This window comes from Flavipsychrobacter stenotrophus (assembly GCF_002954265.1).
GTDB lineage: Bacteria > Bacteroidota > Bacteroidia > Chitinophagales > Chitinophagaceae > Flavipsychrobacter > Flavipsychrobacter stenotrophus.
Map to the genome: position 1 here is coordinate 322,789 of NZ_PPSL01000001.1, position 22,003 is coordinate 344,791.

21 protein-coding genes are annotated in these 22,003 nt (G+C 43.2%); 10 read left to right on the forward strand and 11 right to left on the reverse strand.

Going from position 1 to position 22,003, the window contains the following annotated elements; translation table 11 throughout:
* Positions 1-179 precede the first annotated feature (179 nt).
* Positions 180-1,421, reverse strand: a complete 1,242-nt coding sequence (locus CJD36_RS01620) for a cation:proton antiporter (protein WP_105037358.1) — start codon at positions 1,419-1,421, stop codon at positions 180-182.
* Between the two features lie 116 nt (positions 1,422-1,537).
* On the opposite strand from CJD36_RS01620, the gene CJD36_RS01625 reads away from it, so the two are divergent.
* Positions 1,538-1,855 (forward strand): DUF6660 family protein, encoded by a 318-nt coding sequence (locus tag CJD36_RS01625; protein ID WP_105037359.1) that lies wholly within the window; start codon positions 1,538-1,540, stop codon positions 1,853-1,855.
* A 68-nt stretch (positions 1,856-1,923) separates the two neighbouring features.
* Positions 1,924-4,119 (forward strand): TonB-dependent receptor, encoded by a 2,196-nt coding sequence (locus CJD36_RS01630; protein WP_105037360.1) that lies wholly within the window; start codon positions 1,924-1,926, stop codon positions 4,117-4,119.
* A 94-nt stretch (positions 4,120-4,213) separates the two neighbouring features.
* Here the strand turns inward: CJD36_RS01630 and CJD36_RS01635 are convergent, their stop codons facing one another.
* From CJD36_RS01635 to gldF, 3 genes are read right to left on the reverse strand one after another with little or no spacing between them, the layout of a single operon-like run.
* Entirely contained in the window at positions 4,214-5,284 is a 1,071-nt protein-coding gene (locus tag CJD36_RS01635; protein WP_105037361.1) for a DUF4340 domain-containing protein, read from the reverse strand.
* Entirely contained in the window at positions 5,277-7,013 is a 1,737-nt protein-coding gene (gene gldG / locus CJD36_RS01640) for a gliding motility-associated ABC transporter substrate-binding protein GldG (protein ID WP_105037362.1), read from the reverse strand. Before gldG ends, CJD36_RS01635 begins: the two co-directional genes overlap by 8 nt.
* 12 nt (positions 7,014-7,025) lie before the next feature.
* On the reverse strand, positions 7,026-7,775 hold the full coding sequence (gene gldF, locus CJD36_RS01645) for a gliding motility-associated ABC transporter permease subunit GldF (protein ID WP_105037363.1): 750 nt from the start codon (positions 7,773-7,775) through the stop codon (positions 7,026-7,028).
* Between the two features lie 308 nt (positions 7,776-8,083).
* Here gldF and CJD36_RS01650 point away from each other — a divergent pair, with 308 nt between their 5' ends.
* The 5 genes from CJD36_RS01650 to CJD36_RS01670 all read left to right on the forward strand — a co-directional run bounded on the left by CJD36_RS01650 (position 8,084) and on the right by CJD36_RS01670 (position 12,650).
* Positions 8,084-8,569: a hypothetical protein gene (locus CJD36_RS01650; protein ID WP_133162440.1), complete on the forward strand. Its 486-nt coding sequence runs from the start codon at positions 8,084-8,086 to the stop codon at positions 8,567-8,569.
* 728 nt (positions 8,570-9,297) lie between these two features.
* Positions 9,298-9,648 (forward strand): hypothetical protein, encoded by a 351-nt coding sequence (locus CJD36_RS01655; RefSeq protein WP_105037365.1) that lies wholly within the window; start codon positions 9,298-9,300, stop codon positions 9,646-9,648.
* Positions 9,649-9,687: 39 nt separating this feature from the next.
* Positions 9,688-10,092, forward strand: coding sequence for a hypothetical protein (locus CJD36_RS01660; RefSeq protein WP_105037366.1), 405 nt, complete (start codon positions 9,688-9,690; stop codon positions 10,090-10,092).
* Between the two features lie 7 nt (positions 10,093-10,099).
* On the forward strand, positions 10,100-10,522 hold the full coding sequence (locus CJD36_RS01665; RefSeq protein ID WP_161499169.1) for an NUDIX domain-containing protein: 423 nt from the start codon (positions 10,100-10,102) through the stop codon (positions 10,520-10,522).
* A 337-nt stretch (positions 10,523-10,859) separates the two neighbouring features.
* Positions 10,860-12,650: an ABC transporter ATP-binding protein gene (locus CJD36_RS01670; RefSeq protein WP_105037368.1), complete on the forward strand. Its 1,791-nt coding sequence runs from the start codon at positions 10,860-10,862 to the stop codon at positions 12,648-12,650.
* A gap of 112 nt (positions 12,651-12,762) precedes the next feature.
* Here CJD36_RS01670 and CJD36_RS01675 read toward each other — a convergent pair whose 3' ends face one another.
* Positions 12,763-13,158 carry a response regulator gene (locus CJD36_RS01675; RefSeq protein ID WP_105037369.1) on the reverse strand — a complete coding sequence of 132 codons (396 nt, stop codon included), beginning with the start codon at positions 13,156-13,158 and terminating at the stop codon, positions 12,763-12,765.
* A 408-nt stretch (positions 13,159-13,566) separates the two neighbouring features.
* Here CJD36_RS01675 and CJD36_RS01680 point away from each other — a divergent pair, with 408 nt between their 5' ends.
* Positions 13,567-14,385, forward strand: a complete 819-nt coding sequence (locus CJD36_RS01680; protein WP_105037370.1) for an SDR family oxidoreductase — start codon at positions 13,567-13,569, stop codon at positions 14,383-14,385.
* A gap of 34 nt (positions 14,386-14,419) precedes the next feature.
* Here the strand turns inward: CJD36_RS01680 and CJD36_RS01685 are convergent, their stop codons facing one another.
* Genes CJD36_RS01685 through CJD36_RS01695 form a run of 3 tightly spaced genes read right to left on the reverse strand, consistent with a single transcriptional unit; the run spans position 14,420 to position 15,641 of the window.
* Positions 14,420-15,064 carry a SprT-like domain-containing protein gene (locus CJD36_RS01685; RefSeq protein ID WP_105037371.1) on the reverse strand — a complete coding sequence of 215 codons (645 nt, stop codon included), beginning with the start codon at positions 15,062-15,064 and terminating at the stop codon, positions 14,420-14,422.
* A gap of 2 nt (positions 15,065-15,066) precedes the next feature.
* Positions 15,067-15,444: a hypothetical protein gene (locus CJD36_RS01690; RefSeq protein WP_105037372.1), complete on the reverse strand. Its 378-nt coding sequence runs from the start codon at positions 15,442-15,444 to the stop codon at positions 15,067-15,069.
* Positions 15,441-15,641, reverse strand: a complete 201-nt coding sequence (locus tag CJD36_RS01695) for an AtpZ/AtpI family protein (RefSeq protein ID WP_105037373.1) — start codon at positions 15,639-15,641, stop codon at positions 15,441-15,443. Before CJD36_RS01695 ends, CJD36_RS01690 begins: the two co-directional genes overlap by 4 nt.
* A 204-nt stretch (positions 15,642-15,845) precedes the next feature.
* Between CJD36_RS01695 and porW the strand changes: the two genes are divergently transcribed.
* Positions 15,846-19,328: a type IX secretion system periplasmic lipoprotein PorW/SprE gene (porW, locus tag CJD36_RS01700; RefSeq protein WP_133162441.1), complete on the forward strand. Its 3,483-nt coding sequence runs from the start codon at positions 15,846-15,848 to the stop codon at positions 19,326-19,328.
* 59 nt (positions 19,329-19,387) lie between these two features.
* Here porW and CJD36_RS01705 read toward each other — a convergent pair whose 3' ends face one another.
* A complete protein-coding gene (locus CJD36_RS01705; protein WP_133162442.1) occupies positions 19,388-19,693 on the reverse strand; it encodes a hypothetical protein in 306 nt (101 codons plus the stop codon).
* 104 nt (positions 19,694-19,797) lie between these two features.
* Between CJD36_RS01705 and CJD36_RS01710 the strand changes: the two genes are divergently transcribed.
* Complete coding sequence (locus CJD36_RS01710) at positions 19,798-20,115, forward strand: hypothetical protein (protein WP_105037376.1); 318 nt, start codon at positions 19,798-19,800, stop codon at positions 20,113-20,115.
* Between the two features lie 205 nt (positions 20,116-20,320).
* Here the strand turns inward: CJD36_RS01710 and CJD36_RS01715 are convergent, their stop codons facing one another.
* Together CJD36_RS01715 and thiL are read right to left on the reverse strand one after the other, a co-directional pair.
* Entirely contained in the window at positions 20,321-20,851 is a 531-nt protein-coding gene (locus tag CJD36_RS01715; protein WP_105037377.1) for a hypothetical protein, read from the reverse strand.
* Positions 20,852-20,931: 80 nt separating this feature from the next.
* The gene (gene thiL, locus CJD36_RS01720; RefSeq protein ID WP_205685537.1) at positions 20,932-21,966 is read right to left on the reverse strand and encodes a thiamine-phosphate kinase; all 1,035 of its coding nucleotides are present in this window, start codon (positions 21,964-21,966) and stop codon (positions 20,932-20,934) included.
* Positions 21,967-22,003: the final 37 nt, after the last annotated feature.

Consider the following 22,003-nt stretch of genomic DNA (forward strand, 5'->3'; position numbering starts at 1 on the left):
TAGATGTCAAAGAACGGCGGGCAAATGCCCATTTTGGGTGCAAATTAATGTCAGAAAATGAGGTAATAAAATAAAGATATTCACAAAATTGTGGATAAGTTGTGCTAATGATCGGTGGATCAGGATGTTGTGAAGCGTATTTGAAGTGGAGTATATTTATTTGCAAATATGTTCGACGGCTACTTGCGACCAGACAGCACCTTATACAGTTTTCCTATAGTAAGGCCCTGCACTATTATTGAAAATATGACCACCATATAGGTAATAGACACAAACAGATCTCTATGCATGTTTTCGGGTAGAGATAGTGCCAGGGCAATAGACAATCCACCTCTTAAGCCGCCCCACGTAAGTATGGCTACTGCGTTTTTTTCAAAATTTATGGTACGGCCCAGCATTTTCACCGGTATAAATACAGATACCCATCTGCTTAATAAAACGATACCTATACTAATCCACCCGACCACCAGAATGATCGGATTCACCTTCACTACCAGCATCTCAAACCCAACCAACAGGAACAGAGCTGCGTTCATCATCTCATCGGTCAGCTCCCAGAATTTGTTGAAGTAATCCATCGTAACATCCGAAAGGCCGCTTTCCCTGCCTTTGTTGCCCATTACAATGCCGGCCACTACCATTGCCAAAGGACCTGAAATATGCAGCTTGTCGGCCAGCAAGTAACCACCCATTACCAGGGCTATACTTATAAGAACTTCTACTTCATATTTATCAATCGACTTAATAATGCCAATACCCAGATAGCCGAGCAGCAATCCATACAACAGTCCACCTCCTGCTTCCCGCATAAATAGTAGTGATATATCTGTGACTGTCAATTTATCAAGGCCTGTTTGGGCTACCTCCAATATTGTTATGAACACCACTACTGCCACGCCATCATTAAACAGAGATTCACCTGCTATTTTGAGCTCCAGAGATTTTTGTATGCCTGCTTTTTTCAATATTGCCAGCACTGCTATAGGGTCGGTGGGGGAGATAAGTGCAGCGAACAGCAGGCAATAGATGTATTTGATATTCAGCAAGAATAACGGGAATAAGTAAAAGAGCAGTGTACCTATAAGAAAGGTAGAAATAAGTATTCCGATGGTCGACAGGGTAATGATGGGGATCCTTTCTTTCTTCAGGCTGCCTGCATCAATATGAATAGCTCCGGCAAATAACAGAAAGCTGAGCATGCCATTCATTAGCAGATAGTGAAAGTCGATGGACGAAATGATATTGATAAAGCCAATAGAATAGCCGGGAAATATCTTAGCGGAAATAAGCATTAATACCGAGACGCAAAGCGACAAGGCCATAATGCCAATAGTAGGCGGCCATTTTATATACCTGTGGTTAATGTATGAAAAGGTAGCGGTGAGACAAATAATAAATACGAAAATTTCGTAGGGATGCATATTAAGATCGTTACATGGTAAACTGTGTTGCGGTGCTAAACCGTACTTGTAAAGATAATTATTTAGCGGGTCTCCGGTCGTAATTTAATTGAACACAACTACTTATATTTGTTGTTATGAGGTGGCTTGTGTTACTTTTCGGTTTATACATTCTTTTCCTCGGCATAGTACCCTGTGCCGATGGTGTGGTATGTGACGACCTTAAAGTGGAAAACACAACACAGCATAATGAGCATAAGGATACCGACCATAAAAAACAATGTACGCCGTTCTGCTCCTGTAGTTGCTGCCACAGCAACCCTGCCATAGCAACGCTTGATCTGGCAGATAGTATATCCATTTTTTATTTAACTGAGCAGCCCCGGTTTCATTATGTAGCCGGTGCAGCTAAAGATATTGCTATAGACATACTCCGACCACCCTGTATGATATAACCGTTCAGTTTTTTTACAGGCGTCAGCAATGATGCCCTGATCTGTTTTGTCATCTTTAACTATAATCTATGAGACGAATACTAACAGCAGTGATAATTGCGGGGCTACCTTTTACAGGATATGCCCAGGTATCATTTGTTGCTAAAATAAAAGATAAAAAAAACAATGAAGTGCTGCCCGGCACTATAGTGCATGTGGCAGGTACGTCTATAGGGTGTAATGCCGATATTGATGGGGTTGCGGTACTAACAGGTGTGCCGGCCGGTAAGCAGGCAATTGTATGCAAGTACGTTGGTTTTAAGGAGCGCATAGATTCCATGGATTTTCCGCTTGCAGTTACAGATACGATTACCTTAGTTATGGAATCTGCTGCCGACGACGAACTGGAAGAGGTGTCTGTAAGCTCTACGCGTAGTTCACGCACCATAGCAGATATGCCTACAAGGGTAGAGCTGATAGCAGGTGAGGAACTGGAAGAAAAGGCTAATATGAAACCGGGTGATATACGCATGTTACTAGCAGAGAGTACCGGTATTCAAACACAGCAAACATCAGCCACATCAGCCAATTCATCTATTCGTATACAGGGGCTTGATGGGCGCTATACGCAGATACTTAAGGACGGCTTCCCGCTATACACCGGTGCCGCCAGTGGATTGGGGTTGCTACAAACACCACCGCTCGATCTGAAGCAGGTAGAAGTGATCAAAGGTTCTGCATCTACATTATATGGCGGTGGCGCTATAGCGGGCTTGGTCAATCTTATATCCAAGACACCTAAAGAAGAAAGAGAATTGCGCTTTCATATTAATGGTACCAGTGCCGGTGGCCTGGACATTAATGCATTTTACGGTAAGAAGTTTGGCAAAGTTGGTATAACGGTATTTGCCGCCAGCAATAGCAGCAGCCTTTATGATCCCGCGGGTATTGGTCTTACTGCAATCCCCCGTTATGAACGATATACAGTAAACCCTAAGTTGTTTTTCTACCTATCTAAGAAAACAACCATTGTAGCGGGGGTAAACGTGTGTGTGGAAGATCGCATTGGGGGAGATGTAAAATACATAAGAGGGGAGGGTGATAGCCTTAATAGTTTTTATGAAAGCAATAAGACGAAGCGTTTCAGCACACAGTTTTCGCTGGTGCACGAGTTCAGCGATAAGAGCCAGCTAACGATAAAGAACAGTTACAGCTTCTTCGACAGGTTGATCACTTCTCCGGGCTACACATTTGATGGTGCGCAGAACAGCATCTATTCTGAGGTAAACTATGCGCATCATACGGAAAATTTTGAGTGGGTAGCTGGTGGTAATTTCCTTACCGATGGTTTTTCGGAAGTGGAACATACCGTGATCAGCAAAAGAAATTATATACAGAATACCGTTGGTGTATTCGTTCAGAATACCTGGAAGGTTAACAAATCGCTGTTTGTAGAAAGTGGATTGCGCTACGACTATGTGAATAATTATGGTGCATCACTACTGCCAAGAGTGTCTATCCTGTACAAGGCCGGCTATAAGTTCAGCTCTCGCCTTGGTGGTGGTTTTGGTTACAAAGCACCAACGCTATTTACTGAAGAAAGTGAGAAGGTAGAATACCGCAACGTATTGTCGCTCAATCCTTCTATAAATAAAGTGGAGCATAGCTATGGTGCCAATTGGGACCTGAATTACCGCACCAGCATTTTAAAGGGAAAGGTGTCATTAAGTGTCAATCACCTGTTCTATTATACCTATCTTAAAGATCCGCTTTCGCTGGTGGCTATTGCAGGTAACATCACTCAATACGTCAATTTCTACCAGTTCCAGAACCTTACAGATCATGTAGATGCCAAGGGTATGGAAAGTAATATAAAACTGGGGTATAAAGACTTTAAGCTATTCCTTGGTTATACCTATACCGATGCCGGTGTGCACACCAATAGTGTCATCATAGCTAATCCGCTTACTTGTCGGAATCGTATCAACTCAGTATTGGTATATGAGGTAGAAGATAAAATAAAGCTGGGCCTTGAGGCGTATTACTTTAGTCCGCAGAAGCTAAGCGATGGCACCAAAGGCCGTGACTACTGGTTGATGGGTTTTATGGCTGAGCGGCTGTGGAAACACTTTTCGCTGTACATCAACTTTGAGAATTTCCTTGACGTAAGGCAGACCAAATTTGAGACCATCTATACCGGCACGATCACCCGCCCGGTATTCCGCGATATCTATGCACCCCTTGATGGTTTTGTAGTAAATGGCGGGGTGAAAATAAGGTTGTAGTAAAGCCCTTACTACATGAGCTATTTATCTTAACTAATAAAGGTGAGCAAAACAGTTGCTCACCTTTATTAGTATTATACATTCAGATTGCGTCTTATTTTTTGATCATACCAGGCTGTAACGTATTGCTTTGTGCCTGGCGGGGAATATCCTTCTGGTAGAATTCGTATGACTTACGCAGTAGTTTAAAGAATGTAAGTGTCTGTATCAGTGCAGTGTCTTTACCTCCGTTTATTACAGCATACATGCGGTCTGCGTCATATTCGTTGGGTACTTCTTCGTCGCTCGTCAACTTGTTCTTACTGCGTTTGTTTACCGGCATCCAGTAAATATCGGCATGTTGCTTTTCGCCTTTTATGGTTTCAATGTCTATGGTAGACATCTTAGTCGCATTCTTAATGATGCTGTCCAATCCTGTTATACCATTCATATATCCTTCACAATTAATGTTGGTGAAGTAGGTGCTGTAACCTTTGGCCCTGCCTTCGTTTAGCGGTCCCATACCTGTTGTTACAGCCGGTTCGCCGATTACGGTAAATTTGTCCTGTGTCTTGGTGAAGACAAATGAATTGATGGGTTTTCCGTCGTATTGTACAGATACCGATTTCAGGTCGGAAGCAGGGACATTAAATACTGTTCTGTCTCTCCAGTCAGAAACTCTTGTGGAGAACCTTGATCTAAGGCTACCGGAAAAGCCCGGAGTCTGCACCACATAGGGCATTTTAGCACCTTCAATCAGCATATTAGTGCCGCCGCCGTTGGCCGAGACTCCGCCCACATAGAATACAGTTATTTTTTTATTGTTCTTGTCATACAATTCTACCTTAATACCTTCAGCAGCCATGTTCTTCACCGCTTCTTCATAAGCGTTCTTAGTTACGGGGTAGAGCGGTTCCTGATTATGTACCGTAAGCAGTATAAGGTCTACCATACTTGGTAGCGCGCGCATGGTGCCATTCAGCATCCACACGCCATCCTTGCGTTCAGCAGTTATAGATTCATTGTCATTGGTGGCAATGAATATTTTGTATACAGCTGCAGTGTCTGGTACTGTAAATCCCGCCTCCTTGGCGCCATATGGGTTATCTTCCTTCTTAAATATGAAGAAGTAGATACTGGTACCCAGTACGGCAAGTATTACGAAATATATGAGGGTCTTAGCCATTGGTGGTTGGTTTAATAGTCTTTTTTACTTCATACCTGCGCTTTCTCATGAACAGGTAAAACGATGCGAACATAAGTACTAGTGCTATAGGTATGGTCACATTGATCCATTGCCATTGTGTCTTTTCTTCTATTGCACGGCCTTTGTCCAACAGGCGCATCTTCACGTCTTTAGAACGAGCTTCCAGTATGCCTGAGTGATCGGTAAGATATTCTATGGCATTCAGTAAGAAATCGCGATTGGCAAAGTGCTCTGCAGTGTATTTATAGTAGCCCAATTGCATCGGACCATCTTTGGTAGAAAAATCGTTCTGAAAAATGTTGCCAATAGAGGTAACGATCATGCTGCCGGGGCTATCGCACTGTGGCTGGAATGGTTCGTGAAGTGAATCAAGCGTGGCCAGGTAAGCCCTTGCCAGCCTGTTTTTGTACAAAGACACAAACTTACCTTCCAGCAATACTGCAACCGGCCTGTAAGGCCTGTTGAAGTTTTCCATGCGGCCGGGATAGTTGATCTTCGCAAAGCTCACTGTAACCGGTGAAGATGATGTGCGGCTGTACTTGGACGTTTCCAGCAACACCGTGCTTTTGATGGCAGCAGCACTTATGGTATCGATACTATTGGTAAATCCACCAATGATGAAGTCCATATTACGGACGATAGGGTGCTCTGAAGTAGGGTTGATGCGGGGGAAATAAACCCAGTCGTGCAGCTCCGGCTTGCCGGTGGTAGCCATTATGGGGATAGGCACGCATTGTTTATCTTCAATAAGATCATTGTTGATACGGGCACCGTACTTGAACAACATATCATCCAGGTTCAGGCCGTTTTCTACCGATAGGAATTTCTGATTGCCATGTGAGAAGCTATCCATAGATGCGCTCATGGTATTTACTGCCCATAGCACATGACCGCCGCGCATTATATATTGGTCTATTTTAAGCTTATCGGGCTCAGAGAATGGAGTAGTTGGTGCATTGATGATTATGGCCTCATATGCATTAGATATGTGTATCAAGTGAGAGAGGTTCAATGAGTCGAGCTTGTATAAGCCACCCAAAGAACTGAGTAGATCTACAGAATGAATGCTCATGTCTTCGCCATTGCCATAGAGATAACCAATACGCGGCTGTATAGCTTTAGACATCATATTGATGGCACTAGCAAACTTATATTCCAGTAATGCCGCAGACAACATGGTCAATTCAGAGCGGGTCTTGCCTTGTGCGTTTTCAAGCAGATAAATAGGCATTTCCCGGCCATTATATTGTACGAGGGCATAAGGGAAACAAACCTTTACAGAATAGCCATCTTCTTCTTTGCTTGGTAAAGACATCAGTTCCACGCCTTTCATCTGCAGGTCGCGGGCTATTTGCTTTTGCTCATTTTCGTTCTTGCCTTCAAAAGGATCTATAAAGCGATAGATGATCTTATTACCCGCCACATCTTTAAATGTAGATAATTCCTCACGTACAGACTCCTGCACATGCTGCAGGTCGGCAGGTAGTTTGCCTTTCAGGTATACATTGATAACTGCTACCTCGGGCATGCTGCGCAGCATCTTTTTGGTAGAGTTGGATAGTGTAAAGCGCTTTTCCTTTGTAAGGTCAATGCCCTTATGGAAATAAGATGCCAGAATGTTTACACAAATAAGTATCAACGCCATAAATACTATGCGTACAATAGCCTGTCTGCGTTTGTTATTTTTACCTTGTTTTTTGGTAGCCATATTATGAAGGTCTTACGCCTGTCTTGCCGCGTCTGTAGTTCTGCTGCTAAGCGAAAAGCGGGTAAGTGCAATGAATAATGTAATGATCGATAAAAAGTAAACAACGTCTCTTGAGTCTATCAGGCCGCGGCTGATGGAGTTATAGTGAAACTCCATACCTATCATGCTCAGGTAGTAATCCAGTCCCTCGGTCATGTCGGGCAAGCGGCTCAGATGCTCAAAACCTGTATATAACAGGTAGCAAGACAACAGCGATACAAGAAAACCTACTATCTGGTTGCCGGTAAGTGATGAACTGAATACGCCCACGGCCGCAAACGTCGCAGCAAGGAACATAAGGCCGGCATAAGAACCAATAATTGCTGCCGCATCGGGGCTGTTATCCGGCAGGGCAAGGTTGGCAATGGTATAAACATAAATAAGGGTAGGGAGCAATGCAAAGGCTATGAGCGCCAGGGTAGCCAGGTATTTACCCAGAATGATCTCCAGATCTGTTACCGGCTTTGTGCGCAGCCACTCAATGGTGCCAGATCTGAACTCATCTGAAAAAGAACGCATGGTAACAGCCGGCACTAACAACAGCAACAACCATGGGGCAATTTCAAAAAAGCGGTCCATGGCAGCATAGCCATAGCCCATTATGCTATACTCGGGTATTACCCACAAAAACAGCCCGCAGGCAACAAGGAACACCAATAAGGCCACGTAGCCAACTATTGAACTGAAGAATGAATTGATTTCCTTGATAAAAATACTTCGCATTATCTGTTATGTAAGAGGAGAGCAAATATAATAAAAGGACAGCCGTTAAAAGATTTTGTGAAAAATGTAAAAGTTAAAATTTGTCGAAACATATGATAGCCAATATCCTTAGCACAATTACCACACTTCAATAGACGTATTTCCGGCATCTTTACTTGGCTTTTTAAAATCTTTTTAATAGTTTTAATTTAAAAATATGAGTAGCTTGTTGAAAAGCAACCATTACATTAATATATTTGACTTCGGAATACGCAACATACCTCATAGGGGTGATGTAGCTGTATGCTGTAATATAAACTTACCAACACATGCTTAAATTTACTTTCAGGAATATAATGGCAGCCACTTTAATAGCCGGTGCTGCTACTTTGGGTGTACTTTCTTGTACTAAAAAGGTAGATACTGCAAACTATGCTAAGTTCCTGGGAGACTGGAAGATCACCGACAATTGTTCCGGTTTCAATATTTCTCATATTGATATTGCTGCCAGTAGCAATAGTTATGATGTGAATGTAACCTACAAAATGGGTTGGCTTAACCCTACTTTTGGTGCTAATTACGATTCCTGCCAGAGAGAAGTAACTATTAAGGGCGTAGTGAACAGCAACGCAGCTAAGGATTATTTCAGCATAGGCAACCAGGTGGTGACCGATAATTGTGGTAATGTATACACCATTAGTGGTGGTGCCTACATTAAACCGGCCATAGACCAGAGCAGAGATACATTAATGATAACTATAGTAACCACAACTACCGGGGGCAGCAGTGCCTGCAGTTATAAGGGTCTACTGTAGTTGATATCTGATATTTTTTTGAAAAGAGTTTCGCTTGCGGAACTCTTTTTTTGTGGGATGTTCCGTGTATAACTTTAGTAGGTGGTTTTTCCATCACAGCCGGCATATTTAAATTTATAAGTATTCGGTTTGCCTTGCCTACGCCGGTTGGGGATTCACACACAATAAAAACTCGGGATTATATTGTTTCCCGACTACTTTCCATTCTTCCTCTCGCCTGGATAGCAATCTTCAAATTTCCTCAAAACGCCCCTCAAAAAACATATCCACACAAAATAACCCACCTAAAACCCTTGCCCACAGCACCTCACAGCCGATTTTTACGCAAATTTTGTTGATATCTTTATTTGTTGGATACAATTTTGTACATTAATTTACAACCGATTACACTGAAAAGCTGTCCTGCTTTCACTAAGATTCTGAACCAACGTGTAAACCAATTTAGGGACGAGGCAGGAAGAGAAAAGTGGAAGTGAGTAGAAAAAAGTGGAAGAAAGTGGAAGTTTTGTGAAATTTGTTAAAACTGCCGCAAAGTCTTATCAGTAAAGGCATACAGCCAAATTAAGCCAAACAAAACTTCCGTAAACAAGAAAAATTTTCCACTTTTATTTTACGGGATGTTTTCGTCGTTCCTACACACTTATGTACCCGATCGTCACGCCTGATAATTGTGTAGCAGGTAGTAGTGTAGTATCCTCTTATTTTGCCCGAAAACCACACAAATTTTCATGGCAAAGATCATATTGAATCACGATCCGGTACTCACTAAAGAACAACTAAAAGATGCGCTTACCGGCTATTTTCTGCAATATGGCTATGAGGTAGATTATTCTGCACTGATAGGTGCCGACCTTTACGTTAAAAAAAGCTCATGGATAGGCGTTACCATCAAGCTTAAACAAAAGCCTGACACCACTTTTCTGCGTGTGAGTGGCTACGTACCTTCACCTGCGCTGCGGGTATTGGTAAATGGTTTGCTGCCCCTGCTTATATTGTGGCCCAAATGGAACAAACTGATAGCCGAGGTGCGCTACTACTTCGACTACGAATACCAGACAAATGAGTCGGCTATCTTCTGACAGGAAAGTAGGCAACTTCTTTTCCTTTAAATTTACAGTATGAATCGTGTATTAGGTATTATCTGCCTGTTGGCAGTTTTGGCATTAGGTAGCTGTACCCATGAAAGCAAGATAGTAATACCCACACCGGTAACAGCACCTACCGGCACATGGAAGGTCAGCTCTTTTTTGCATGATGGTTCCGATGAAAAATCCATGTTCGACAATTATGTTTTTGCCTTTCCATCTACCGGTGTTATAACCGCCACCAACAGTGGCACTGTTAAAACCGGTGTATTTAATCATACAACAGATGGTAGTGTACAAAAGGTTGTTATAGACTTTGACCGCAACCCACTATCGCGCCTTGATGATGACTGGGATGTAACAGTAAATACTGCTACAGAAATAGACCTGCAAAAGCATGACGATCCTGCCGAAGCGCTTCATTTTACCAAACAGTAGACCTATTATGAAACCACGCTTCAACGTCCGCGTATACGGAATACTCATACATAATGGCCGCCTGCTGGTCAATGAGGAGATCATCAAGACCAGAACCATCATCAAATTCCCGGGCGGCGGGCTAGACTATGGCGAGGGCACGGTAGATTGTGTGATCCGCGAATGGAAAGAAGAGCTGGATATGGATATCAAAGTATTGGCGCACTTTTACACCACCGACTTCTTTGTTGCCTCTGCTTTTGATGAGTCACAGGTCATCAGCATCTATTATCTGGTTACAGGGCAGGTGCCCGAAGTCATTACCAACCATGTACCCAACGAGCGCACCTATTGGGTAGATCTGCAGGACGTATCAGCCGATACTTTTACCCTGGTCATAGACAAGCGGGTAGGGGAGATGCTGCGGGAGCAGTTTGGGGTTAACGAGTAAGGGCTTCAAGTAAAGGGATACTATAGATGATCAGAAACGCTTTCCACGATTCTCTTATGCGGAATCCATTTTAAATCAGAAATCGGTGGCCACGACTTTCAAGTCAATGTCATTTAGCAAGAGAAGTTTACTTAATTAGACGTCCAATACCTTCGGCGTCATTACATGCTATAGGTGGATCAACTAAATAACACTGACCTGAAGGTCGTGGGAACTAGTAAGTTATTGTAACTTACCGATACCTCGATACTACTGGCTCCCATTTAAATATTTGTATAAACAATATTAATACCGTTATTAACTGTATAAACGTCCATTCCCACTACCTTTACACCCTATGAAGTTACTCATGTCTTATCTGTCCCGTTACAAGGGAATGATAGTCCTCGCCATACTACTTGCCGCTGTTAACCAGAGCTTTTCTTTAATGGATCCTATGATCGCCGGAAAGCTGCTCGACAGGTACGTCAATCATCCGCTTACTGTAGATAAAGAAGGCCATATCTCCCGCGATCTCAGCACCTATATGAGTGGCGCATTGCTGCTCATTGCTGCGTTGATAGGTGTAGCTATGGTATCGCGTATTGCCAAAAACTTCCAGGACTATGTAGTGAATGTGGTCATACAGAAATTTGGTGCACAACTCTATACAGATGGACTGCGTCATGCGCTGCGCCTGCCTTACCAGGAATTTGAAGACCAGAGCAGCGGACAGACTTTATCTGTTTTACAGAAGGTGCGTGTAGACTGCGAGAAGTTTATCACCTCATTCTTTGGTGTGTTACTGCCTACCATTATTGGTTTGGTGTTTGTTATAGTATATGCATTTGCCCTTAGCCCGCTATTGCCATTGGTATATGTGGGCGGAGCGATTGTACTTGGTTTGCTTACGTCTGCGCTTAGTAAAAAGATCAAGGTTGTGCAGAAGACCATTGTTAAGGAAACTAATGCGCTGGCAGGCTCTACTACCGAGTCGCTACGTAATATTGAATTGGTAAAAAGCCTTGGCCTTACCCAGCAGGAGATCCGTAGGCTGAACAGCACTACTATTAAGATATTGAAGCTGGAACTGAAGAAGGTTCGTAGCATTCGTACTATATCTTTTATACAGGGTACGTTCGTAAACCTGCTTCGCCAGGCTATTGTTATGAGCCTGTTGTTCTTCATTTATAAGGGCACAATATCTCCCGGACAGTACCTTACACTTATCTTCTATTCCTTCTTCATCTTCGGGCCAATGCAGGAAATAGGCAGTGTTATTATGACCTATCGTGAGGCTGAAGCTTCTCTGAATAACATTCAGGAGCTGTTTAAGAAGCCAATGGAATACACACCTGAGCAGCCAGAAGCTATTAATGAGATACAGGAAGTGAAGTTTGACAATGTTACCTTCAAGCACAACAGCTCCAGCCGTCCTGCATTGGATGGAATTTCGTTTGATGTGAAGTTGGGTGAGACCATTGCATTTGTTGGGCCATCGGGTAGTGGCAAGACCACACTGGTAAAGCTTTTGGTGGGGTTGTACCATCCTAACAATGGCCATATCTATTACAACGGTCATACCGATAAGAATATTGATTATGAAGAATTGCGTCACCAGATGGGTCTTGTAACTCAGGATCCGCAGTTGTTCTCTGGCACAATAAAGGAAAACCTGCTGTTCGTTAATCCATCAGCTTCCGAAGCAGATATCAACGAAGCATTGACCAATGCATCTTGCCAGAACCTGTTATCGCGTGCAGAAAATGGCCTCGATACATTGATAGGTGAGGGTGGACTGAAGTTATCGGGTGGAGAGCGCCAGCGTATCTCTATAGCGCGCTCATTGCTTCGTAAGCCAAGACTCATGATCTTTGATGAAGCCACTTCGGCACTAGATTCATTAACAGAAGATGAGATCTCTCAGACCATCAAAGGCATTACATCACAGCGACAGCACATCACTATCATGATCGCGCACAGGTTATCTACCATCATGCATGCCGATCGTATCTATGTATTGGAAAAGGGTAATGTCATTGAAACCGGCAATCACGAGTCGTTGGTAGCTGAAAAAGGACTTTACTATGCCATGTGGCGCCAGCAGATAGGAGAAAGAAAGGAGTTGCCTAAGATGGCAAAGGCGTAGTTGCCTCAAATTGAGTGGCGAGGGTGTACAGAAAAGCAGCAAAAAAAACTAATTCGAACAATGGGGCAGTTCACGAAATGTGCATTGTCTCATATTCAAATTGCCGAATTGTCTAATTATTGTGTAAGCCATCTACCGCTTCACAGAGTTCTTTGAGGTCAACCGGTTTGTTGAAGTAGCCCTCTACCTTGCTGGTATCAATGTTTTTCACCATTACATTGTTACGATATTCATCCTCATCAAGGCCGGTTACCAGAATTACCTTAAAATCGTGAGCGGGGTTAGCAGATGTTTGTGAGAAGTTTTGGAGGAAGTTGAAACCATCGTGCATAGGCATGAGCAGATCAAGCAGTACCACCGATATTTCCGGGTTGGTATCCAATAGTCGGGTAGCGTCATTCCCGTTTGTAGCCTCCTTTATCACATACCCGTGCTTCTCGAAATATAACTTATAAACCTGGCGGGTGAATTTATCATCATCGACCAGCAAAACGGTATTTTTTTGCATTACTCTACGTTGGGTATACGTTTAGTGATTGAAAATCAGAGGTTTATAAAATGTTGTTTGTCAAAGTTAATACATGCATCTTAATTATTCAAACACCACACATCCTAAACACAGTTACTATTTGTAGAATTTTACATGTTTATTTGAGGTTGTCGGCTGTATGGCAATAGGGTAAGGTATTACAGCTTTTTATTATTTTTCCTTATTGCGATATAATATTTTAGTATTTGCATTTTTGTGACGGCTGATATTGGATATGTGATTAATCGTTCAAGGTTATTATCTGATCGGTCTTAGTTTGCAAAATGAATAATGCAGGTTTGCCGGATGAAAATAAGCCGGATTTCCTCAATGATATTTTAGTGTTTTATCACTTTAGTTTTTCACCATTGTTTATTATATTTACTTATGCTTAAAGGAAAAGTTGCGTTCATCACAGGTGCCAGCAGGGGCATAGGAGAAGCCATAGCGCTAAGGTTGGCTAAGGAGGGTGTAGCAATAGCTATTGTAGCCAAGTCTATCAACGAAGATCCGCGGCTGGGGGGCACCATACACAGTGTGGCTAAGAAGATCAATGAAGAAGGCGGCAGAGCTCTGGCCATACAATGCGATATCCGTGATGAAGAGCAGATAATAGCCGCTGTGCAGCAGTGTGTGTCTGTATTGGGTGGCATAGATATACTGGTGAATAATGCTTCGGCAATAATGCTCACCAATACCGAAATGACCGAGGCCAAACGTTTTGATCTTGTGCATGATATTAATGTACGCGGTACGTTCTTTGTTACCAAGCATTGCATACCATTCCTAAAGAAATCTGAGAATCCGCATATACTTACACTATCGCCGCCGCTTGATCTGAATCCTAAATGGATAGCTCCTTACGTAGCTTATACTTTGAGCAAGTACAACATGAGCATGATGACGTTGGGTTGGGCATGTGAGTTCAGGAAAGCAGGTATAGCAGCCAATTCTCTATGGCCGGTAACCACTATAGCTACTGCAGCAGTAAAGAATTTACTAGGCGGTGAAACCCTGATGAACATGAGCCGCAAGCCCGAGATACTAGCCGACTGCGCTGCCTTGATACTGGCGCAACCATCAAAAGAATGCACCGGTAATCTGTTCTTAGACGAGCAGGTACTTACATTGGCAGGCATTACCAATTTTGATGAGTATGCAGTTACTCCTGGTGGTCCGCTGCAGAAGGATCTGTATGTGAGCTAGGGGGAAGTCGGAAGTTTAAAGCGGATGAGTCCATTTAGCCATTTTTGGTTCGCGGCTTGTTTACTTCCTTCACATCCACTATTCCCTGGAATAGGTAGATCTTACCATTGCTCATATTCATGCAGCGGGTGCGGGTGCGGATCTTTTCCAATTTTTGGTATACAATGCCGTCTTCTGTCTGGAAGTAATGATTGGGCGCAATGTCGTCAACTAGTTTGTGGCCGTCTTTACGTTCGTCGTACCGGTAGAGGGCTTTGAATAGTCTAGGGTCAGTACAGGTACTGGCAGCAGGATCATGGACGTAAGCAAGCAGGGCTTTCTCCACATCATTTGGAAAAAGTTTCTTGCCAATGAAAGGTATAAGTATGTGCCTGAACTGTGTCTTCCATTCCTTGCCGTGCGGATTTACAGAATGGCCAAAATGCACAAAGGTGAACATATGTGCTAGCTCGTGCAATAGGGTAATGAGGAAGCTATATGGGTTAAGGGTTGCATTGATGCTAATGCGGTGAAACGGGTCGGCAGTTGTAGGGTTGCGATAATCTCCCAATACGCTTTTACGGTCGTGCGTAAGCGTAAGGTGTATGGTGTGAGTTTTAAAAAAAGGCGCTACCTCATCAAAGGCCCCGGCAGGTAAGAACTGATCGAGAAAGGTAAGCGACGTTTCTTTCTTTTTCATAATTATTTTGTTGTCCGGGCCATCTTTGAGAGCAGCATTGTTTCTGTTGCTGAGTATACAAGATAAATGGCCATCAATATAAAGATGCTTGGTTTGTGAACTGTACTCCTGTTTATGGCCACGTACACCAGTATGGCTACCATGCAAACCATCAATTTAAGAAAGGATGCGCCCGATACACCGCGTACAAATGCGCCGCCGGGTTTGCCTATTTGCTTATTTACCATGTAAAATGCACTCAATGATAACACCACCATTATGGCATTACCAGTTTCCAACACGGCAAACCTGAACGCAGGTAATTGATGTTGCAGCACAAAAAATACTATACTAAGGATGACAAATATGCTAACAATAGTAACTGTAAACGTTTTTTTCATTTCTTGTTGAATTCTTTAATAATCTGCCACAATGATACGACCAATGCAATTAATGGAAATAATATTGTTAGCAGCGGCACCCGCCAGCCTATTTTATGATCCAGTTTGTAGCCTGCCCATACACCTATGCCCATCATTGCCATCCACTGTGTGGCCAGCCCTGCATACCGCATCATATTTCGTTTATCCTGAGCCATTTTATTAGTGTACCGAAATTATGGCAAACCAAGTGTAATTCGGAAAGTATTTTGTTAATTTAAACTTATCCTTCCCTCCCTCAACCCGATTTTTTGACTATTTTTGAGCGTATTAATAGAAAAACCGCTTATATCTGTTATGGATGTAATTTTTCCGCTGGTTTTGCGTTAAGATAGGTCGGAGACAAACTGAAAAAGAACATTTTGAATATTAGGTTAATATTATTTATACTATTTGGTTGCTTTTTGTTCACTTTTAGCACAGCACATGCCCAGACAAAGGGTGGTGCAGGCACTAAAACAAGTGCAGCAGATAGCCTGAATGCTGCCCGAAAATATCTTGCGGACAGTGCAGCAGCTGTGCGTAAATTCAGGAACAGTAAGCACTATAAAGATAGTGTGGCCAGGTCTCGTACTGAAAAGACCAAATCACTTACTGCTGCGCGAAAGGCGCATACTGATTCACTCAAAGCAGCAAGGTTAGGTGTAACCAAGCAGTCGCTCGATAAGCGCAAAACAGCTACCGACAGTTTAAAATCCATTCAGAAGGAGCGGATGGATAAGATGGAAGCCATTAAGAAATACAAGGGCAGTAAGCGCTATGCTGATAGTGTGACCATATCTAAACGAAAAAAAAGTGACGCGATAAAACGAGCCATTAAAGGTCATACAGATAGTCTTGCAGCTATACGAAAGCACTCCATGGACAGCTCCAGGGCAATTCGTAAACATGTGACTGATAGTATGAAAGCCGTCCGGACACACTTCACAGACAGCCTTACTAAAGTAAGAAAGAGAAGATTGGATAGTCTTGCGAGGGTAAAATCGGGGAAAGATAAGAATTTTAAAGCGAAGGATAAAGCCGCCGAGAAGAAGAAGGCGCTTGCCCTCGAGATAAAAATGAAGCAAAAGCATGAGGCCTATACCAATCAGGCTATGCTGAAAAAACCGTGGCGACCCTGGCGGAGGTTTGTACAAAACGGTTTTACACACTACAACTATTATTACAACGCCAATCGAAAGATGGAGGAGGCGAATGCCAATATGCTTAGGGGGGGCATGAAGGAGAACTATGATACGCTCATAAGACTCTATCCATTCGACCCTGATAAAGACTCGGCACTACTGGCGGCCGATATGGATAGTATTATCCATAAAGTGTCTGTAGGCATACAGATACATGATCCGCGTGTAAAGTGGGCCAATGATCTATACCTGTTAATGGGGCAAGCTTATTATTTCAAAGGGAATTACAATAGTGCAGCGGCAACTTTCAAATACATCATAAGTAGTGATGAAGAGGCTAAAAAGGCGGAGTTGAAAGCTAGTGGCCAACGGCCGGCATCAGGAGCATCAATAGTTGAGGATAACCATTCCGCGCTCGATTTTCTGAAACATAAGTCTGTACACAACGATGCTATTCTGTGGCTGGCACGTACTTTGGTTCAGGCCCGCCAGGTAGAGAACGGACAGGCCGTATTGTCTTTACTGGCCTCCGATCCTAACCTGCCCGATGATATGGAAGGGGAGGTGGCAGTAGGTAAGGCATTTGCGTATTACAAAGATGAAAACCTAACCGCTACTTCGGAGCAATTGAGTATTGCTATGGAAGACGATAATCTGCCTAACTGGTTGCGCATGAGGGCCGCATTCCTTAACGGGCAAATACAGCAAAGTGAAGGGAAATATCTCGCGGCGGTGTCCAGTTTTGAGCGCAACCTTGATTTCTTCCCTAAGATGGATATGGATTTTTACTCTCGTAAGAACATAGCGTATAACACGCTGATGGCGGGTGGGGATGTGGAAGATGGTACAAAACCACTGAAGAAGGTGCTGAACGATCCTAAGTATGCTACCTATTACGATCAGGTTTATTACGTGTTGGGCAAGCTTTCCCAAAAGGCTAAAAAGCCCAACGACGCTATCAAATACCTTACACTAAGTGCCACAACACCAAAAGCTACCAAGAAGCAAAAGGCCATTTCTTATGCTTCGCTTGGAGATGTGTATTATGATGAGGGTAGCTATTCAATGGCTAAAAATTCTTATGATAGTGCCAGCAAGTATGCGGGAACCACTATTAAAGATCCTGCGGTGATGGCCAGTATTTTGCGCAGTAAGGGATTGTCTGAAATTTCTATACCTGCGGGTATCATACAAGATCAGGATAGCCTGATGGCTTTGTCTGAAATGAGTAAGAAAGAGCAGCAGGCTGTAGTACGCAAATACCTCAGAGACCTGGAGCAAAAGTTGAAGGACAGTGCCAAGAGCGCCCAGGAGGGACCAGCTATAGCCGCATTGCCACAAATTGAAACAGCAGCTGATCCTGCGGAGTCTGCTAACTGGTACTTCAGCAATCCGGTAATTATGCAGCAAGGTGTTGCAGATTTTAAGCGTAAATGGGGTAATCGCGCATTGACCGACAATTGGCGAAGAGCGGCTGCAGTTGGTTTTGCGGGAAGCAATAACACATCAGGTGGTGCAAACGGCGGACTGACGGCTGACGACGATAATGCTGAACCTGAACCAGATACCAAGACAAATGGTTTGCCATCGGAAGAGAGCCTGCTGGCGAAGATACCTAATACGAAGGGCCAGAAAGATGCATCTATAAGGATGTCTCAGAAGGCTTATATAGCTCTGGCTAAAGCATACCTGAAACAGCTGGATGATCATGTGCAGGCTACTAAAACGCTGGATACACTGGATGCCCGTTACCCGAATCATAACCAGAAAGAAGAAGAATTATACCTGCGTTATCAATTGGCCATCAGGGAGAATAAGCTGGACAAAGCGCAGGCATATGCTACTGAGTTTCTGTCTAAATTCCCTGATTCAAAATATGCCGACTTATTACGACCAAAGCAGGTAGCTAAGGTCTCAGAGGCATCAATAGATGGAAAAACAGTAGCAGCATACTATGAAGAAACATATGGCCTGATAGAGCATCATCAGTATACAGAGGCGTTGATCCGCATACAATCGGCGCTAAAGACCTATGATAATCCATTATACAAAAAACGCTTCCAGGTGGCTGAGGCCATGAGTTATGCGGGCCAGGCCAATTACGATATGGCGGATACGCTCATCACTAAATTTATTGCCGCTAACCCTGGTGATTCGCTTACCGCATGGGCTTCATCAGTGTCGGCATTTATCCGTGATGTCCGTAAAACGGGTAAACCATCGTGGTACAAGGAAGGCCCTCAGCCATGGGATCTGCCTGCCAAGCCTGTAGTTGCAGATGTGAAGCCGGTTGAATCGACTAAGCCTGATCCTTACATTGGTAAGCCTAAGCGCCCTATAGATGTGCCGTTTGACTACAAGTATATACCAACAGAAACGCACTATGCGATTGTCATATTCCCGGGTCTCGACTCCAGAACCGCTAACCTGAAAAAGGCAATAAAGAGTTTTGACTCTTCTCGTGGTATGCCTGACGTACACCAAACATTACTGGATATGTTCTACAAAGATCTTGCAGTGATGGTGGTAAAACAGTTTGCCAATGCTGATGAGGCGCAATCATATGTAGATACTGTGATAGCGGATCAAGCGCTCACAGGCTATAAGCCCGAAGAGCTGCAGACCACTATTATATCGGCAAGCAATTATCGCAAGATGTTGTATGATAAGAATACAGACGGTTACAAGAGTTTTTACACGACTTACTATAAGAAACCATAATAATAAAGGCTCCCTAAGGAGCCTTTATTATTATAATGGGTTAAGTGATCAGCTGAAAATTACGCGCTTAAATTTCTGTGAGAGATATTATTTTTCAATTCTCCGAAATATTCACCAGAGTCACTATCACGATATTTTTCAAGTTTATCCGAAAGTTGAGCAAATTGGTCCTTTATGGTCATAAAGTCTGTTTTGATGGTCTGAACCCCATACTGAAACTCCTCTGCCAGCCAATAGCCGATAAACTTTAAGAAGCCAAATGCTATAATAACAAAGGCCAGGGAATGTGTCATTGTGTGTAAGTCGAGGTCAAAAAAATATTTGAATCCTACTGTTGCCGCGTGGTGTATATATTTCCGTATCATGTTCACAGTTTTTTCAGGTGCTGCTTTTCTGAATAGTTAATTTAAAAAACCATGCCACACATTATTACGTTTATGTTACTGCGTTTCTGCTAACTTTATATATCATGAAAATTTCGTTTGTCATACTGATTTTATTGATAATCACGCTAAATGTTACAGCGCAGCAGTCGTTTATTGCTGTTAAGAGTTGGGCAGATACAGGTAAAATATTTACAAAGCCTGTTGTGGCGGTTTTCAACAAACCATTTGTCTATCAGCAAAAAGTGGTGAAGGAAATACCCAAAGATATCTATACCTGCAATTTCGGGTTCTTCTGTAAGCAGGAACTAAAGATGCATAAGGCCCATGTGCCGGTGTCGGTAAGGTTGGGTAGTTTTGAGTATTGTGATTACCTGGAGCTGAAGGGGAGTAGTGTGAAGTGATAAACTGGATAAGGTGACAATTGGACCTTTTTGAAGGAAGCGTTTCGCTTCAGTATTGTTTCGCAAGCGGACGCTTGCACAGGTAAGGACGAACTGAACACCTCGACGAGGAGTAGATTCATAAATTCTTGCAATAGGACTCATCCCTTCAAAAAAATAAGGCAACCCAATGGATTGCCTTATTCAATATTTTAATCTGCTCTAGTTATCTCTTAAAGCCTACAAATGTGCATTTGTTTACGATAGGACCAGCCATTGTGTTGGTATCATACTCGTAAGTGTCAAATACCAGCTTGGTGCTGCTTTGCAGTGTAGCATGAAATGTTTTACTGTAGTGAGTGCCGTATACAGTAGGGAAATCCAAAGCGTATGTAGTTTCGTTGGTATTCACAACACCGAAAAGTACATCTGTGTTGTGCGTCTTCTGCGTTACCTGAACAGACAGGAACTGGTGTGGAACATTGCCCAGAATGAATAACGTGTCAATTACCTGAGCTGAATTATTACAAGTGGTAAAGCCGGCATAGGTGCCCGCAAAACGGTCTGTAGTGCGTGTTCCGCAAGTAGGGTCGTCGTAGCCGGTAGGGCATTTGCAAGCTCCATTATTGCATGATCCGCCGTGCTGGCAGCTAACATTGGTACAGGCATCTTTTTCGCATGAGCTATAAGTGACAATACCTGCTACCGCAGCAACAACTATGGATGTAGACAATAGTGTAGTTTTCCAAAAACGCATATGTTAGGAATATTTGAGCGTAAGATACAAAAAAACTTAAAACTTAAAAGTCAAAACTTAAAACAGTTCAGGACAATTAATTATCCGAAAGCATTCCAACCCTGTGCTACCAATGCATGCTTCTTGCCAGAAGGGGTGAGCATATTGGCTCCTTCATCAAGCGCAGTTATATAACCAATGACAGTAATGTTGCCATTCTTAGCTACTTTCTCGTAGTCGGCCTGGGCAACTGTGAACAGTAATTCGTAGTCTTCACCGCCGCTTAATGCGCAGGTAGTAGTAGGAATATTGAACTGCATACCCATTGCTTTGGCTTCGTCGCTCACCGGTATCTTATCTTCATATAGTACGCAGCCTACACCGCTCTTGGTGCAGATGTGCAACAGTTCAGAACTAAGGCCATCGCTTATGTCTATCATGGCAGTAGGAACGATCTCCTTTTCTGCAAGCCATTCTACAATATCCACACGTGGTTCCGGCTTCAATATTCTTCCGAGTATGTAGTCATGATCCTTAAGATCGGGTTGCATATTTTTGTCTTCAAGATATACCTGCTTTTCACGCTCCAGCAATTGGAGTCCGAGATATGCCGCACCCAGATCGCCGGAGACGCAGATTAGATCATTGACCTGTGCACCACGGCGGGTAACGAATTTGCCCGGAGCAACCTCACCAATAGCGGTAACGCTGATGATAAAGCCTTTATGTGAAGTGGTGGTATCGCCACCGATAAGATCAACACTGTACTTACTGCAGGCAGCGTATACGCCATCATAAAATTCTTCGAGCGCTTCTACCGAGAAACGGTTAGATATGCCTATGCTCAGTGTAATGTGCGTAGGCGTGGCATTCATAGCACAGATATCAGACAGATTCACTGCTACAGCCTTGTAGCCCAAATGCTTGAGCGGTGTATACATAAGGTCGAAGTGAACACCTTCTACCAACATATCTGTAGTGATGACGGTCTGCCTGCCAAACTGATCTATGACAGCTGCATCGTCGCCAATGCTTTCTATTGTACTCGCCTGAAATGTCTCATTGTTCTTAGTAAGGTGATCTATAAGGCCAAATTCGCCCAATGAAGCTATTTCTGTTCTGAATTGTTCTTCCATAATATTGGGTGCAAAAGTAACAATTTTAATGGCTCAA